The sequence below is a fragment of the Streptomyces camelliae genome (assembly GCF_027625935.1).
GTDB classification, from domain to species: Bacteria; Actinomycetota; Actinomycetes; order Streptomycetales; family Streptomycetaceae; genus Streptomyces; species Streptomyces camelliae.
This window is the reverse complement of record NZ_CP115300.1, coordinates 1569581-1584453: the sequence shown is the minus strand read 5'-3', so window position 1 is coordinate 1584453 and position 14873 is coordinate 1569581. Positions and strand designations below refer to the sequence as shown.

The following is a 14873-nucleotide window of genomic DNA, read 5'->3' as shown; positions in this document are numbered from 1 at the left end:
CTCTTACCGGATTCCCCGCGCTGGTGAGAGGCCGGTGAGACCTCCACCGGGTTCAGCCCGGGTTCAGGCTCCGTACATGTCCGGCGGCTGATACTCCGCGGGATCCGGTATGCGCGCTGCGCCCGGACACGTCCGTTCCGGGAGCCCGAAAGGCCGTTCATGCTCAAGCCCTCCACCGAGTCGGTCGTCCGCAACGACGGCCCACCGCCCGCGGCCGTGCCCCGCCCGTGGACCGACCGGTACGAGCGGCAGGCGCTCGCGGGCATCTGCCTGCTCGCGGCCGTGCTGTGCCTGTGGGGGCTGCAGCACAGCACCTACCACGCGTTCTACGCGAGCGCGGTGCGCAGCATGACCGACAGCCCGGCGGACTTCTTCTACGGCGCTTTCGACCCGGCGGGCTCCATCACCCTGGACAAGCTGCCCGGCTTCCTGTGGCCGCAGGCCCTGTCCGCGCTCGTGTTCGGCTTCCACCCGTGGGCGCTGGTACTGCCACAGGCTCTGGAAATGGTCGGCTGTGTCCTCCTGCTCCATGTGCTGGTGCGCCGCTGGGCCGGGGTGGGCGCCGGGCTGCTGGCCGCCGCGTTCCTCACCCTGACGCCGGTGACCGTCGGCCTCGGCCGGTCGGTCACCGAGGACGCGCCGTTCGTGCTGCTCCTGCTGCTGGCCGCCGAGGCCACCTGGCGGGCCGCCGAGCGGGGCCGCCCGCGCACCCTGCTGCTCGCCGGGACATGGGTGGGGCTCGCCTTCCAGTGCAAGATGCTGGAGGCGTGGGCCGTGCTGCCCGCGCTCGCCGCCACCTACCTCGTCGCCGCGCCCGCCGCAGCGCGCCGCCGGACCGCCCACGTGGCCCTGGCCGGCGCGGTGACCGTGGCGGTGTCCGTGTCGTGGATGCTGGTGGCCGCCCTCACCCCGGCCGGGTCCCGGCCGTACCTCGACGGCACCACGAACGACTCCCCGTTCGCGCTGGTCGTCGGCTACAACTTCCTGACCCGTTTCCACGCCGTCGGCGTCGACGCGGCCGGCACGGGCAGCATCGCGGTGAGCCGGGTCGCCCACGCGGGGCGGGGGGCGGGGCCCGGCATGGGCGACAGCGTGTGGAAGATGGTCGCCCCGGGCCTGGCCACCCAGACCGGCTGGCTGTACCCGCTGGCCGTCCTCGGCCTGGCCGGAGGACTCGTCGCGCTGTGGCGGCGGCGTCCGGCGCGCACCGACCGGCAGCTCACCGGGCTGGTGCTGTGGGGCTCGTGGTTCCTGACCTTCTTCACCGTCTTCAGCTTCGGCAGCGTCACCGGACACACCTACTACATGGGCGTCGTCGCGGTGGCCGTGGCCGCCCTCGCCGCCGCCGGGGTCGTCCAGGCCCGGCGCTCCCGGGTGCTGCTGCCGGCCGTGCTGGCGGTGAACGTCGTCTGGTGTGCGTCCCTGGCGCTCCGGTACCGGCACTTCGAGACCTGGGCGGCGCCCTGCGCAGCGGCCCTCGCCCTGGTCGCCGTGGCTCTCGCCGCCCTGCGCCGGCCCGCCGCACTCGCCGCGGGCCTCGCCGCCGTGCTCCTGGTCCCGGCCGCCTGGTCGGCGTCCGCCCTCTCCCTGCGCTACAACCAGCCCGGCAGCCTCGGCCGGGTCGGCCCCACCAGCGTCCGCGGTGGCAGCGCCCTGGCCACGCTCGCCCCCGGACAGCGACGGCTGCTGGCCTACCTCACCGCGCACCGGGACGGCGCCCGCTATCTGGCCGCCGTGGCCGGCTGGGAGAGCGCGGCACCGTACGTCCTCGCCGCCGACGCGCCCCTGCTGCCGATGGGCGGCTACACCGGCCAGGTCCCCTTCCCGAAGCCGGCGGCCTTCCGCACGCTGGTGGACACCGGCCGGCTCCGCTACGTCCTCGTCCCGCGCGCCGACCTGAGGCACGGCGCCCGCGACGACCGCCGCCCCGTCGGCACGCTGCTGCGCTGGACCGCCGCCCACTGCACGCTCGTACCGCGCTCCGCCTACGACCGCCACGACCGCGGCAAGCTGCTGTACGACTGCGGCCCGGCCCACCAGAGGTGAACCGGGCCGCAGTACAAGGCCGTCGGGTCGTTACGGCCGTCTGTTCCACTCGGTGATCACGGGCCGGCCGTGCTCGGTGGACAGCCGGCTGACCGTGCCGGTGGCCAGCTGGAACAGTCGGCCCTCGGCGGGCGCCAGGCCGAGGCGGCGCGCGGTGAGCACCCGCAGGAAGTGGGCGTGGGCGACGAGGACCACGTCCCCGGCGTCCTCGGCGAGCGCGGCGTCGACGCGGGCCAGCACCCGGTCGGCACGGGCGCCGACCTGCTCCGGTGACTCACCGGGGTGGCCCTCGGGGCCGGGCGGCACGCCGTCGGTCCACAGGTCCCAGGCGGGGCGCGAGCGGTGGATGTCGACCGTGGTGACGCCCTCGTAGCCGCCGTAGTCCCACTCGTGCAGATCGGGCTCGGGCACGATCCCGGTCAGGCCTGCCAGTTCGGCGGTGCGTATCGCGCGGCCCAGCGGGCTGGCCAGCGCGAGGGCGTACGTCCGCTCGGTGAGGAGCGGGGCGAGGGACTTTGCCTGTTCCTCGCCGTGCTCGGTCAGGGGCAGGTCGGTCCAGCTCGTGTGCTGTCCCGACCGGCTCCACTCCGTCTCACCGTGGCGGACCAGCAGGAGGTCGCCCACGGTGGTTCAGTCCTTCTTCTCGACCGCGTGGCCGCCGAACTGGTTGCGCAGCGCGGCGATCATCTTCATCTGCGGGGAGTCGTCCTGGCGCGAGGCGAACCGGGCGAACAGGGACGCCGTGATCGCGGGCAGCGGTACGGCGTTGTCGATGGCCGCCTCGACCGTCCAGCGGCCCTCGCCGGAGTCCTCGGCGTAGCCGCGCAGCTGCTCCAGGTGCTCGTCCTCGTCCAGGGCGTTGACCGCGAGGTCCAGCAGCCAGGACCGGATGACCGTGCCCTCCTGCCAGGAGCGGAACACCTCGCGGACGTTCTCCACGGAGTGGACCTTCTCAAGGAGCTCCCAGCCTTCGGCGTAGGCCTGCATCATGGCGTACTCGATGCCGTTGTGGACCATCTTGGAGAAGTGCCCGGCGCCGACCCGGCCCGCGTGGACGTAGCCGTACGGGCCCTCCGGCTTGAGCGCCTCGAAGATCGGCTGCAGCCGGTCCACGTGCTCCTTGTCGCCGCCGACCATGAGCGCGTAGCCGTTCTGCAGGCCCCACACACCGCCGGAGACACCGGCGTCGACGAAGCCGATGCCCTTGATGGCGAGCGCGGCCGCGTGCTTCTCGTCGTCCGTCCAGCGGGAGTTGCCGCCGTCGATCACCGTGTCGCCGGGCTCCAGCAGGTCGCCGAGCTCGTCGACGACGGTCTGGGTGGCGGTGCCGGCCGGGACCATGACCCACACCTGGCGGGGCGCGTCCAGCTTCTCGACCAGTTCTGCGAGGGACTTGACGTCGGAGACGTCGGGGTTGCGGTCGTAGCCGATGACGGTGTGGCCGGCGCGGCGGATCCGCTCGCGCATGTTGCCGCCCATCTTGCCGAGACCGATGAGACCGAGCTGCATGATCAGTTCACTTCCGATGCGTTCTTGAGGGTGCGGTAGGCGGCTACGAGGGCCTGGGAGGAGGGGTCGAGACCGGGGACGTCAGCGCCCTCGGTCAGGGCGGGCTCGACCCGCTTGGCGAGGACCTTGCCCAGCTCGACGCCCCACTGGTCGAAGGAGTCGATGTTCCAGACCGCGCCCTGGACGAACACCTTGTGCTCGTAGAGGGCGATCAGCTGGCCGAGCACGGACGGGGTCGGCTCGGGCGCGAGGATCGTGGTGGTGGGGTGGTCGCCGTGGAAGGTGCGGTGCGCCACCTGCTCCTCGGCGACGCCCTCCGCGCGGACCTCCTCGGCGGTCTTGCCGAAGGCGAGGGCCTGGGTCTGGGCGAAGAAGTTCGCCATCAACAGGTCGTGCTGCGCCTTGAGTTCCTCGCTCAGCTCACCGGCCGGGCGGGCGAAGCCGATGAAGTCCGCCGGGATCAGCTTGGTGCCCTGGTGGATCAACTGGTAGTAGGCGTGCTGCCCGTTGGTGCCCGGCGTGCCCCACACCACCGGGCCGGTCTGCCACTGCACCGGCTTGCCGTCGCGCTGCACCGACTTGCCGTTGGACTCCATGTCCAGCTGCTGGAGATAGGCGGTGAACTTCGACAGGTAGTGGCTGTACGGCAGCACCGCGTGCGACTGGGCGTCGTGGAAGTCGCCGTACCAGATGCCCAGCAGGCCCAGCAGCAAAGGCGCGTTGGCCTCGGCGGGCGCGGTGCGGAAGTGCTCGTCGACCAGGTGGAAACCGTCGAGCATCTCGCGGAACCGGTCCGAGCCGATCGCGATCATCAGGGAGAGACCGATCGCGGAGTCGTACGAGTAGCGGCCGCCGACCCAGTCCCAGAACTCGAACATGTTGTCCGGGTCGATGCCGAACTCGGTGACCTTGCCGGCGTTCGTGGACAGCGCCACGAAGTGCTTGGCCACGGCCTTGTCGTCGCCGTCGAAGGCCTTCAGCAGCCAGGACCGCGCCGACGTGGCGTTGGTGATCGTCTCGATCGTGGTGAACGTCTTGGACGCGACGATGAACAGGGTCTCCGCCGGGTCCAGGTCGCGGGTCGCCTCGTGCAGGTCGGCGCCGTCCACGTTCGACACGAAGCGGAACGTCAACTCCCGTGCGGTGTACGGGCGCAGCGCCTCGTACGCCATGGCGGGGCCGAGGTCGGAGCCGCCGATGCCGATGTTGACGACGTTCCTGATCCGCTTGCCGGTGTGGCCGGTCCACTCGCCGGAACGGACCCGGTCGGCGAAGTCGGCCATCTTGTCGAGGACGGCGTGCACCTTCGGCACCACGTTCTCGCCGTCGACCTCGACGACGGCGTCCCGCGGGGCGCGCAGCGCGGTGTGCAGCACCGCCCGGTCCTCGGTGACGTTGATCTTCTCGCCGCGGAACATGGCGTCCCGCAGGCCGAACACGCCGGTGGCGGTGGCGAGTTCCGTCAGCAGGGCCAGCGTCTCGTCGGTGATCAGGTGCTTGCTGTAGTCGATGTACAGGTCGCCGACCCGTACGACGTACCGCTCGGCCCGGCCGGGGTCCTGCGCGAACAGCTCGCGCAGGTGCGGCCGGCCCTCGGCGCGGTGGTCGGCGAGGGCCGTCCACTCGGGCCGGTGGGTGAGCTGGGGAAACCCGGAAAGCTGGGACGCTGCCATGTCAGGCGTTCTCCTTGCCGGCCTCGCCCTTCAGGGCGATGGCGTACATCTCGTCGGCGTCGAGGCGGCGCAGCTCCTCGGCGATGAGTTCGGAGGTGGGGCGGACCTTCAGGGCGAGGGTGCGCGGCGGCTGGCCCGGCAGGGTCAGGGTCGCCAGCGGTCCCTCGGGCCGGTCGATGACGATCTCGCCGTTCCCGGTGCCCAGACGTACGGCCGTGACGACCGGTCCGGCGGTGACCACACGGTCCACGCGCACGCCGAGCCGGGCCTCCAGCCAGCGCGAGAGCAGCTCGGCGCTGGGGTTGTCGGCCTCGGCCTCGACGGCCGCCGACGTGATCCGCGCGCGGGCCTGGTCCAGGGCGGCGGCCAGCATCGACCGCCACAGCGTGAGCCGCGTCCAGGCGAGGTCGGTGTCGCCCGGCGCGTAGTTGCGGGCGCGGGTCTCCAGGACCTCCATCGGCCGCTCGAACGCGTACAGGTCGGTGATCCGGCGCTGGGCGAGCGCGCCCAGCGGGTCCTTCGACGGGGCCTCGGGGGCGTCCACCGGCCACCACACGACCACCGGGGCGTCCGGCAGCAGCAGCGGCAGGACCACCGAGTCGGCGTGGTCGGACACCTCGCCGTAGGTGCGCAGCACGACCGTCTCGCCGGTGCCGGCCTCGGAGCCGACCCGCACCTCGGCGTCGAGCCGGGAGTGGGTGCGGTCGCGCAGAGTGCGCACATGCCGCTTGATGACGACCAGGGTCCGCATGGGGTGCTCGTGCGAGGCGTCCTCGGCGGCCTTGATCGAGTCGTAGGCGTTCTCCTCGTCCGTGACGATGACCATCGTCAGGACCATGCCCACGGCCGGGGTGCCGATGGCGCGGCGGCCCTGCACCAACGCCTTGTTGATCTTGCTTGCCGTGGTGTCGGTCAGGTCGATCTTCATGGCCTGCGCCAGCTCCGTCCGTCTCGTGCGAGCATCTCGTCCGCTTCCTCGGGTCCCCAGCTGCCCGACGCGTACTGCGCCGGCCTGCCGTGCGCCGTCCAGTACTCCTCGATCGGGTCGAGGATCTTCCAGGACTCTTCCACTTCCTGGTGACGGGGGAACAAATTCGCGTCGCCGAGGAGCACGTCCAGGATGAGCCGCTCGTACGCCTCCGGGCTCGACTCGGTGAACGACTCGCCGTAGGCGAAGTCCATCGACACGTCCCGGATCTCCATCGAGGTGCCCGGCACCTTGGAGCCGAAGCGGACGGTCATGCCCTCGTCGGGCTGGACGCGGATGACGATCGCGTTCTGGCCCAGCTCCTCGGTGGCCGTGGAGTCGAAGGGGGAGTGCGGGGCCCGCTTGAAGACCACCGCGATCTCGGTGACCCGGCGGCCGAGCCGCTTGCCGGTGCGCAGGTAGAAGGGGACGCCCGCCCAGCGGCGGTTGTCGATGCCCAGCTTGATCGCGGCGAAGGTGTCGGTCTTCGACGCGGGGTCGATGCCCTCCTCCTGGAGGTAGCCGACGACCTTCTCGCCGCCCTGCCAGCCCTCGGCGTACTGCCCGCGCACGGTGTGCTTGCCGAGCTCCGCCGGGAGGCGCACCGACTTCAGCACCTTCAGTTTCTCGGTGAGCAGCGCCTCCGCGTCGAACGCGATCGGCTCCTCCATGGCGGTGAGGGCCATCAGCTGGAGGAGGTGGTTCTGGATGACGTCACGGGCGGCGCCGATGCCGTCGTAGTAGCCGGCGCGGCCGCCGATGCCGATGTCCTCGGCCATGGTGATCTGCACGTGGTCGACGTACGACCGGTTCCAGATCGGCTCGTACATCTGGTTGGCGAAGCGCAGCGCCAGGATGTTCTGGACGGTCTCCTTGCCCAGGTAGTGGTCGATGCGGAACACCTGGTCCGGCTCGAACACGTCGTGCACGATCGCGTTCAGCTCGCGGGCGCTGCCCAGATCGTGGCCGAACGGCTTCTCGATGACCGCGCGCCGCCAGGAACCCGGGGGCGGGGAGGCCAGACCGTGCTTCTTCAGCTGCTGCACGACCTTGGGGAAGAACTTCGGCGGCACCGAGAGGTAGAAGGCGAAGTTGCCGCCGGTGCCGCGGGAGGCGTCCAGCTCCTCCACGGCGTCCTTGAGCTGCTTGAACGCGGTGTCGTCGTCGAAGTCGCCGGGGATGAACCGCATGCCCTCGGCGAGCTGCTGCCACACCTCCTCGCGGAACGGGGTGCGGGCGTGCTCGCGCACGGAGTCGTGGACGACCTGCGCGAAGTCCTGGTCCTCCCACTCCCGGCGGGCGAACCCGACGAGGGAGAAGCCCGGCGGCAGCAGACCCCGGTTGGCGAGGTCGTAGACGGCCGGCATCAGCTTCTTGCGGGACAGGTCACCGGTGACACCGAAGATGACCAGACCGGACGGGCCGGCGATGCGCGGGAGGCGGCGGTCGCGGGCGTCCCGGAGCGGGTTCTCCCAGCCGAACGGGTTCTCCCCGTCGGCGGCGGGGCCCGCCGGCACGGTGACCTCCGCCGGCGCCTGGTCCGGTGCCGGGGCGTCCGGCGCCGGAGCGTCGGGTGCCGGGGCGGCGGGTGCGTTCTCGGTCATCGGGCGTCAGCTCCCTTGCTCGTCAGGGACGTGGCGACGGCGTCCAGCAGGTCCTGCCAGGCCGCCTCGAACTTGGCGACGCCCTCGTCCTCCAGCTGCTGGACGATCTCGTCGTAGGAGATGCCGAGCCCCTCGACGGCGGCCAGGTCGGCGCGGGCCTCGGCGTAGCCGCCGGTCACCGTGTCGCCGGTGATCTCGCCGTGGTCGGCGACCGCGTTCAGCGTGGCCTCCGGCATGGTGTTGACGGTGCCCGGCGCGACCAGCTCGTCCACGTACAGGGTGTCCTTGTACGCCGGGTCCTTCACGCCGGTCGACGCCCACAGCGGACGCTGCTTGTTCGCCTTGTCCCCGGCGAGCGCCAGCCAGCGCTCGGAGCCGAAGACCTCCTCGTACGCCTCGTAGGCGAGGCGGGCGTTGGCGAGGGCCGCGCGGCCCTTGAGGGCGAGGGCCTCGTCGGTGCCGAGGGCGGTCAGCCGCTTGTCGATCTCGGAGTCCACGCGGGAGACGAAGAAGGACGCCACCGAGTGGATCGTGGCGAGATCGATGCCGCGCTCCTTGGCCTTCTCCAGACCGGCCAGGTAGGCGGCCATGACCTCGCGGTAGCGCTCCAGGGAGAAGATCAGGGTCACGTTGACGCTGATGCCGAGGCCGATGACCTCGGTGATCGCCGGCAGGCCCGCCTTCGTCGCCGGGATCTTGATCATCACGTTGGGGCGGTCCACCAGCCAGGCGAGCTGCTTGGCCTCGGCGATCGTCGCCGTGGTGTCGTGGGCCAGGCGCGGGTCGACCTCGATGGAGACGCGGCCGTCCACACCGTTCGATGTGCTGTACACAGCATCCAGAACATCGGCTGCGGCACGCACATCGGCGGTCGTCATCATCCGCACCGCCTCGTCGACCGTCACCCCGCGGACGGCGAGGTCGGTGAGCTGCTCCTCGTAACCCTCGCCGGAGCCGATGGCGGCCTGGAAGATCGACGGGTTGGTGGTGACGCCGACGACGTTCTTGTTCTCGATCAGCTCCGCCAGGTTGCCCGAGGCGATGCGCCCCCGCGACAGGTCGTCCAGCCAGATGGAGACCCCCTCGTCGGCGAGGCGCTTGAGGGCTCCGGCAGTGGCGATTGCTTCGGTCACGTCAGTCATCTCTCTTGTCTTCTCGTCGCGAGGTCGTGTGTCGCGGCGTAGGGAGCGGATTCTTGTCGCGGTCGGGTCAGGCGCGCGAATCGGCGAGGGACTCGCGGGCCGCGGCGGCGACGTTCTCGGGGGTGAAGCCGAACTCGGCGAACAGGGTCTTCGCGTCGGCGGAGGCACCGAAGTGCTCCAGGGAGACGATCCGGCCGGCGTCGCCGACATAGCGGTACCAGGTCAGACCGATCCCGGCCTCCACGGCGACCCTGGCCTTCACGGCCGGCGGCAGCACCGCGTCCTTGTACGCCTGGTCCTGCTCCTCGAACCACTCCACCGACGGCATCGACACCACGCGCGTGCCGATGCCCTCGGCCTCCAGCGCCTCCCGCGCGGCCACGGCCAGCTGCACCTCGGAACCCGTCGCGATGACGATCACCTCCGGGACCTCGGTCGAGGACTCGCGCAGCACGTAGCCGCCCTTGGCCGCGTCCTCGTTCGGCGCGTACACCGGCACGCCCTGGCGGGTGAGCGCGAGCCCGTGCGGGGCGGGGTCGGTGGCGTGCCTCTTCAGGATCTCGGCCCAGGCGATCGCGGTCTCGTTGGCGTCCGCCGGGCGGACGACGTTCAGACCCGGGATGGCGCGCAGCGAGGCCAGGTGCTCGACCGGCTGGTGGGTCGGGCCGTCCTCGCCGAGACCGATGGAGTCGTGCGTCCACACGTACGTCACCGGCAGCTGCATCAGCGCCGACATACGGACGGCGTTGCGCATGTAGTCGGAGAACACCAGGAAGGTGCCGCCGTAGATGCGGGTGTTGCCGTGCAGGGCGATGCCGTTCATCTCCGCGGCCATGGAGAACTCGCGGATGCCGAAGTGGACGGTACGGCCGTACGGGTCGGCCTCGGGCAGCGGGTTGCCCTTGGGCAGGAAGGAGCTGGTCCTGTCGATGGTGGTGTTGTTGGAGCCGGCGAGGTCGGCGGAGCCGCCCCACAGCTCGGGGATCACCGGGCCGAGCGCCTGCAGCACCGTGCCGGAGGCGGCACGGGTGGCGACGGACTTGCCCTCCTCGAAGACCGGGATCTTCTGCTCCCAGCCCTCGGGCAGCTCGCCCTTGCCGATCCGGTCGAACAGCGCGGCCCGCTCGCTGTCGGCGGTGCGCCACTCGGCGATCCGCTTGTCCCAGGCCGCGTGCGCCTCGGCGCCCCGGTCCAGGGCCCGGCGGGTGTGCTTCAGGACCTCGTCCGTCACCTCGAAGGTCTGCTCGGGGTCGAAGCCGAGGAGCCGCTTGGTGGCGGCGATCTCGTCCTCGCCGAGCGCGGAGCCGTGGGAGGCCTCGGTGTTCCGGGCGTTCGGGGCGGGCCAGGCGATGATCGTGCGCATCGCGATGATCGAGGGTCGTCCGGTCTCGGTCTGCGCGGCCTTCAGCGCCCGGTACAGGGCCTCGGTGTCGACGTCGCCCTCGGCGGTCGGCTCGATCCGCTGGGTGTGCCAGCCGTAGGCCTCGTACCGCTTCAGCACGTCCTCGGAGAACGCGGTGGCGGTGTCGCCCTCGATGGAGATGTGGTTGTCGTCGTAGAGGAAGACCAGATTGCCGAGCTTCTGGTGGCCGGCCAGCGAGGACGCCTCGGCGGAGACGCCCTCCTCCAGGTCGCCGTCGGACACGATCGCCCAGATGGTGTGGTCGAAGGGGGAGGTGCCCTCGGGGGCCTCCGGGTCGAACAGGCCGCGCTCGTAGCGGGCCGCCATCGCCATGCCGACCGCGTTGGCGACACCCTGGCCGAGCGGGCCGGTGGTGGTCTCGACGCCGGCGGTGTGGCCGTACTCCGGGTGGCCGGGCGTCTTGGAGCCCTTCGTGCGGAAGGCCTTGAGGTCGTCCAGCTCCAGCTCGTACCCGGCGAGGAACAGCTGGGTGTAGAGGGTCAGCGAGGTGTGGCCGGGGGAGAGGACGAAGCGGTCACGGCCGGCCCACTCCGGGTCCGCCGGGTCGTGACGCATCACCTTCTGAAAGATCGTGTACGCGGCAGGTGCCAGGCTCATCGCCGTGCCGGGGTGCCCGTTGCCGACCTTCTGTACCGCGTCGGCCGCCAGCAGGCGGGCGGTGTCCACGGCGCGCCGGTCGAGGTCGGTCCACTCGAAGCTGTCGGAAGTCTGCGTGGTCATCTTCAAGAAGTCCTCGTTCAGTGCGGAATGGCTGGCCGGACGCGTTCAAACTTAAAAGTCTGACTTTTTCGAGGGAAGGTCGAGGTGTGTCACTCTGTGGTGAATCTGGGACAGCGATCACGGAACACGGACGGCGCGAACAGGACATGGCTGACAGAACGCCACAAGCTGACGGCGGGGCTACGGACGGCGACGGCATCAGGACCTTCCCCTTCCCGACCGAGCTGGCCGTCGGCCGTGTCGGCATGCAGGTCGGCCCGATGGGCACCGACCGCCCCTGGCACGCCGACGCCCCCCTGGAGCGCGTCCACCGCATCGACTTCCACGTCGTGATGCTGTTCACCGAGGGCCCCGTACGGCACATGATCGACTTCGCCGAGTACGAGGCCGGCCCCGGGGACCTGCTGTGGATTCGCCCCGGACAGGTCCACCGCTTCTCCCGCGAGTGCGCGTACCACGGAACCGTCCTCACCATGCAGCCCGGCTTCCTGCCGCGCGCCACCGTCGAGGCCACCGGCCTGTACCGCTACGACCTCCCGCCCCTGCTGCACCCCGACCCGGCGCAGCTCGCCGCCCTCCAGGCCGCCCTGGAGCAACTGCGACGCGAGTACGAGGACACCGCCACGCTCCCGCTCAGCCTGCACACCGCCGTCCTCCGGCACACCCTCACCGCGTTCCTGCTGCGCCTCGCCCACCTCGCGGCCCGTTCCGCGGAGGCCTCCCGGCAACAGACGGACAGCACCTTCACCCGGTTCCGGGACGCCGTCGAGCAGGGCTTCGCCACCAACCACAGCGTCAGCGCCTACGCCGACGCGCTCGGCTACTCCCGCCGCACTCTCGTCCGCGCCGTGCGGGCGGCCACCGGCGAGACTCCCAAGGGCTTCATCGACAAACGCGTGATCCTGGAGGCCAAGCGCCTCCTCGCCCACACCGACCTGCCGATCGGCCGGGTCGGCGTGGCCGTCGGCTTCCCCGACGCGGCGAACTTCTCCAAGTTCTTCCAGCTGCACACCGGGCGGACGCCGGTGGGGTTCCGGGCGGAGCTGCGCTGAGAGCACCGGGGTACGGCGAAAGGGGGCTCCACGCGCGCGTGGAGCCCCCTTTCGGCGGCATGGCGCTGGCCGGGGTGGCGTCAGTGCCCGAAGTCGAACCAGTTCACGTTCACGAAGTCCGCCGGCTGGCCGCTGGAGAAGGTCAGATAGACGTCGTGCGTGCCGGTCACGGAGCTGATGTTGGCCGGGATCGTCTGCCAGGACTGCCAGCCGCCCGTGTTGGCCACCGCGAAGCTGCCGATCGGGGTACTGGTGGGGCTGTCCAGGCGTACCTGCACCAGACCGCTGACCCCGCTCGCGGCACCGCTGGCGACCCGGCCGTAGAACTGCGTGGCCGGCGTCGAGCCGAAGTTCACGCCCTTGTAGAGCGCCCAGTCGCCATTGGCGATGTATCCGATGTCCTGCCCGCCGCCGGTGTCCGTCGTGGTCTCGGTGCTGATGCCGGACTGGCTGTCGAAGGACTCGGCCTGGATCGCGCTGTAGGCGTCCCGGTTGCCGCTCGGCGGGGGAGTGGTGCCACCGCTCCCGCCGGACTGGAGCACCTGCACATAGTCCACGACCATCGGGTGGCCCGGCTCGGTGGCGCTGGTCGGGCCGCCGCCGAACGCCGCCGGGAAGGCACCGCCCATCGCCACGTTCAGGATGACGAAGAAGCCGTGGTTCGTGGCGTTGGCCCACGTCGTGGCGTCCATCTGATTCGCCGTGACCGTCTGGTAGTTGACGCCGTCGACGGAGAAGCGGATCGCCTCCGGGCTCACCGAGCGGTCCCACTCCATCGTGTAGGTATGGAAGCCCGACTGGCAGGTGGTGTTCGGGCAGGCGGTCGAATTGCCCAGGCCCGTCGTCTCGTTGCAGGGGCCGCCGGGGTTGGTGCCGCAGTGCATCGTGGCCCACGTCTTGTTCAGGCCGTTGACGTTCTCCATGATGTCCAGCTCGCCGACGCTCGGCCAGTTCTGGTAGTTGCCCCGGTACGGCGCGCCCAGCATCCAGAAGGCGGGCCAGTAGCCGGCGGCCGCGTTCCCGGTCACGTTCGGCATCTGGATCCGGGCCTCCACCCGCAGCTTCCCGCCGGCCGGCGGCTGGAAGTCGGTGCGGGTGGTCTCGATGCGGCCGGAGGTCCAGTTGCCCGAGGCGTCACGGCGCGGGGTGATGAGCAGATCGCCGTTGCCGTCCAGCGCGACGTTGTTCGTGCTCGACGTCATCGACTCGACCTCGCCGGTGCCCCAGTTCGAGGCGCCGCCCGGGTACGACGTCCCGGTGTCGTACTGCCAGTCGGTGGTGTTCACGCCGGAGCCGGCCGCCCCGTTGAAGTCGTCGAGGAAGACCTGTGTCCAGCCGGACGGGGGTGTGGGCGCGGAGGCGTCCGCGGGGGCGGTGGCGGCCGTCGCGAGGGCAGCCGACAGGCCGAGCGTGGCGACGACGGCGATGAGCGTGCGCCGCAGGGGTCGGGGTCTGGGTATGCCGGAAGGTGAACGCATGGGGGCCCTCTCGGGTATGGGTGCGGGAGCGGGTGTGAGAGCGCTCCCACGCTGATCCAAGGCTGGTCTGAGAGCGCTCTCAGGGTGCCGCCAATGTGCTCCCCGGCCTCGCAGCCGTCAAGCTTTGAAACAAGGAAAGTGCTTGATTCTCAAGGGAGTTCACCGGGTGAAGCCACCCGTACCCGCTCAGACCGCGCTGTCTGCCTGTCTGCCTGTCTGCCTGTCGGCTGGTGCCGGGCGCGGGGATGGCCGTGCGGTCACGGTGAGCCGACGGCGCCGGGACCACCTGCGCAGCCGCTGTCCCGACCGGTGCGACAGACACGCCACTTGTCACTTGTCCGGACCGTTCCTGGCACTCCGGAGGGCGCGTCGTCGTGGCGGCCCTCCGGCACCACCGCGCCCGGAGCGGCCGAGATCCCCGCGGTCAGCGCTCGGGCCGCTCCGGCCGCCAGCCCAGGGCGCGGGAGATGCCCCGGCCGGCCAGCCGGACCGCCGGGGCCAGCGCCGGCACCTGGGCGCCCGCCCGGGGCACCACCACCGACACCGCCGCGACCACCTCCCCGCCCGCACCGCGCACCGCCGCCGCGACGGACAGCGCGTCCTCCGTCACCTGACGCTCACTCACCGCCACACCCGCGCGGCGGACTTCGGCGAGCGTGCGCCGCAGCAGCGCCGGATCGGTGAGCGTGTACGGGGTGAAGGAGGCGAGCGGCCCGGCGCAGTACTCCTCCTGGAACACCGGGTCGGCGTGCGCGAGGAGGACGAGCCCGACCCCGGTGGCGTGCAGCGGCCAGCGCGCCCCGATCCGGATGTGCACGCCCACCGCCGAACGTCCCTGCAGCCACTCGACGTAGACGACCTCGCGTCCGTCCCGCACGGCCAGCTGCACGTTCTCGTGCGTCGCCTCGTACAGATCCTCCAGATACGGCAGTGCCAGCTGGCGCAGGCCGAGCCCGCGCGGGGCGAGCGCGGCCACCTCCCACAGCCGCAGGCCCACGTGGTAGACCCCGGAGGTGTCCCGCTCCAGCGCGCCCCAGGCCGTCAGCGCGCCCGTCAGCCGGTGCGCGGTGGTCAGACTGAGCCCGGCCCGGCGGCTGATGTCGGTCAGCGACAGGGCGGGATGCTCGTGGTCGAACGCGCCGAGCACGGCCAGCAACCGGTCGGCGGCGGAGAGTTCGCTCACCGGCACACACCCACCTCACCCTGTCGCCGCGCAGCCCCGCCGGCCGGGTCCGGCGGGGACGTCACTGCTGACAGTA

The 14873-nt window shown here is 71.3% G+C and carries 11 protein-coding genes; 2 read left to right on the top strand and 9 right to left on the bottom strand.

What is annotated here, in order from left to right:
* Positions 1 to 159: 159 nt before the first annotated feature.
* Entirely contained in the window at positions 160 to 2046 is a 1887-nt protein-coding gene (locus O1G22_RS07425) for an ArnT family glycosyltransferase (RefSeq protein WP_270080581.1), read from the top strand.
* Between the two features lie 30 nt (positions 2047 to 2076).
* Here the strand turns inward: O1G22_RS07425 and O1G22_RS07420 are convergent, their stop codons facing one another.
* The 7 genes from O1G22_RS07420 to tkt form a co-directional block, all read right to left on the bottom strand.
* Complete coding sequence (locus O1G22_RS07420) at positions 2077 to 2670, bottom strand: histidine phosphatase family protein (protein WP_270080580.1); 594 nt, start codon at positions 2668 to 2670, stop codon at positions 2077 to 2079.
* 6 nt (positions 2671 to 2676) lie between these two features.
* Entirely contained in the window at positions 2677 to 3555 is an 879-nt protein-coding gene (gene gnd / locus O1G22_RS07415; protein WP_270080579.1) for a phosphogluconate dehydrogenase (NAD(+)-dependent, decarboxylating), read from the bottom strand.
* 2 nt (positions 3556 to 3557) lie between these two features.
* A complete protein-coding gene (pgi, locus tag O1G22_RS07410; protein WP_270080578.1) occupies positions 3558 to 5228 on the bottom strand; it encodes a glucose-6-phosphate isomerase in 1671 nt (556 codons plus the stop codon).
* Position 5229: 1 nt separating this feature from the next.
* Positions 5230 to 6156, bottom strand: coding sequence for a glucose-6-phosphate dehydrogenase assembly protein OpcA (gene opcA / locus O1G22_RS07405; RefSeq protein WP_270080577.1), 927 nt, complete (start codon positions 6154 to 6156; stop codon positions 5230 to 5232).
* A complete protein-coding gene (gene zwf / locus O1G22_RS07400; RefSeq protein ID WP_270080576.1) occupies positions 6153 to 7799 on the bottom strand; it encodes a glucose-6-phosphate dehydrogenase in 1647 nt (548 codons plus the stop codon). The genes opcA and zwf overlap by 4 nt, the downstream gene beginning before the upstream one ends.
* Positions 7796 to 8941 carry a transaldolase gene (tal, locus tag O1G22_RS07395; RefSeq protein WP_270080575.1) on the bottom strand — a complete coding sequence of 382 codons (1146 nt, stop codon included), beginning with the start codon at positions 8939 to 8941 and terminating at the stop codon, positions 7796 to 7798. The genes zwf and tal overlap by 4 nt, the downstream gene beginning before the upstream one ends.
* A 67-nt stretch (positions 8942 to 9008) precedes the next feature.
* The gene (gene tkt, locus O1G22_RS07390; protein ID WP_270080574.1) at positions 9009 to 11084 is read right to left on the bottom strand and encodes a transketolase; all 2076 of its coding nucleotides are present in this window, start codon (positions 11082 to 11084) and stop codon (positions 9009 to 9011) included.
* Positions 11085 to 11230: 146 nt separating this feature from the next.
* Between tkt and O1G22_RS07385 the strand changes: the two genes are divergently transcribed.
* Positions 11231 to 12136, top strand: a complete 906-nt coding sequence (locus O1G22_RS07385; RefSeq protein WP_270080573.1) for a helix-turn-helix domain-containing protein — start codon at positions 11231 to 11233, stop codon at positions 12134 to 12136.
* An 80-nt stretch (positions 12137 to 12216) separates the two neighbouring features.
* Here O1G22_RS07385 and O1G22_RS07380 read toward each other — a convergent pair whose 3' ends face one another.
* Positions 12217 to 13614 carry a glycoside hydrolase family 16 protein gene (locus O1G22_RS07380; protein WP_270080572.1) on the bottom strand — a complete coding sequence of 466 codons (1398 nt, stop codon included), beginning with the start codon at positions 13612 to 13614 and terminating at the stop codon, positions 12217 to 12219.
* A 424-nt stretch (positions 13615 to 14038) separates the two neighbouring features.
* Positions 14039 to 14797, bottom strand: a complete 759-nt coding sequence (locus tag O1G22_RS07375; protein WP_270080571.1) for an IclR family transcriptional regulator — start codon at positions 14795 to 14797, stop codon at positions 14039 to 14041.
* Positions 14798 to 14873: the final 76 nt, after the last annotated feature.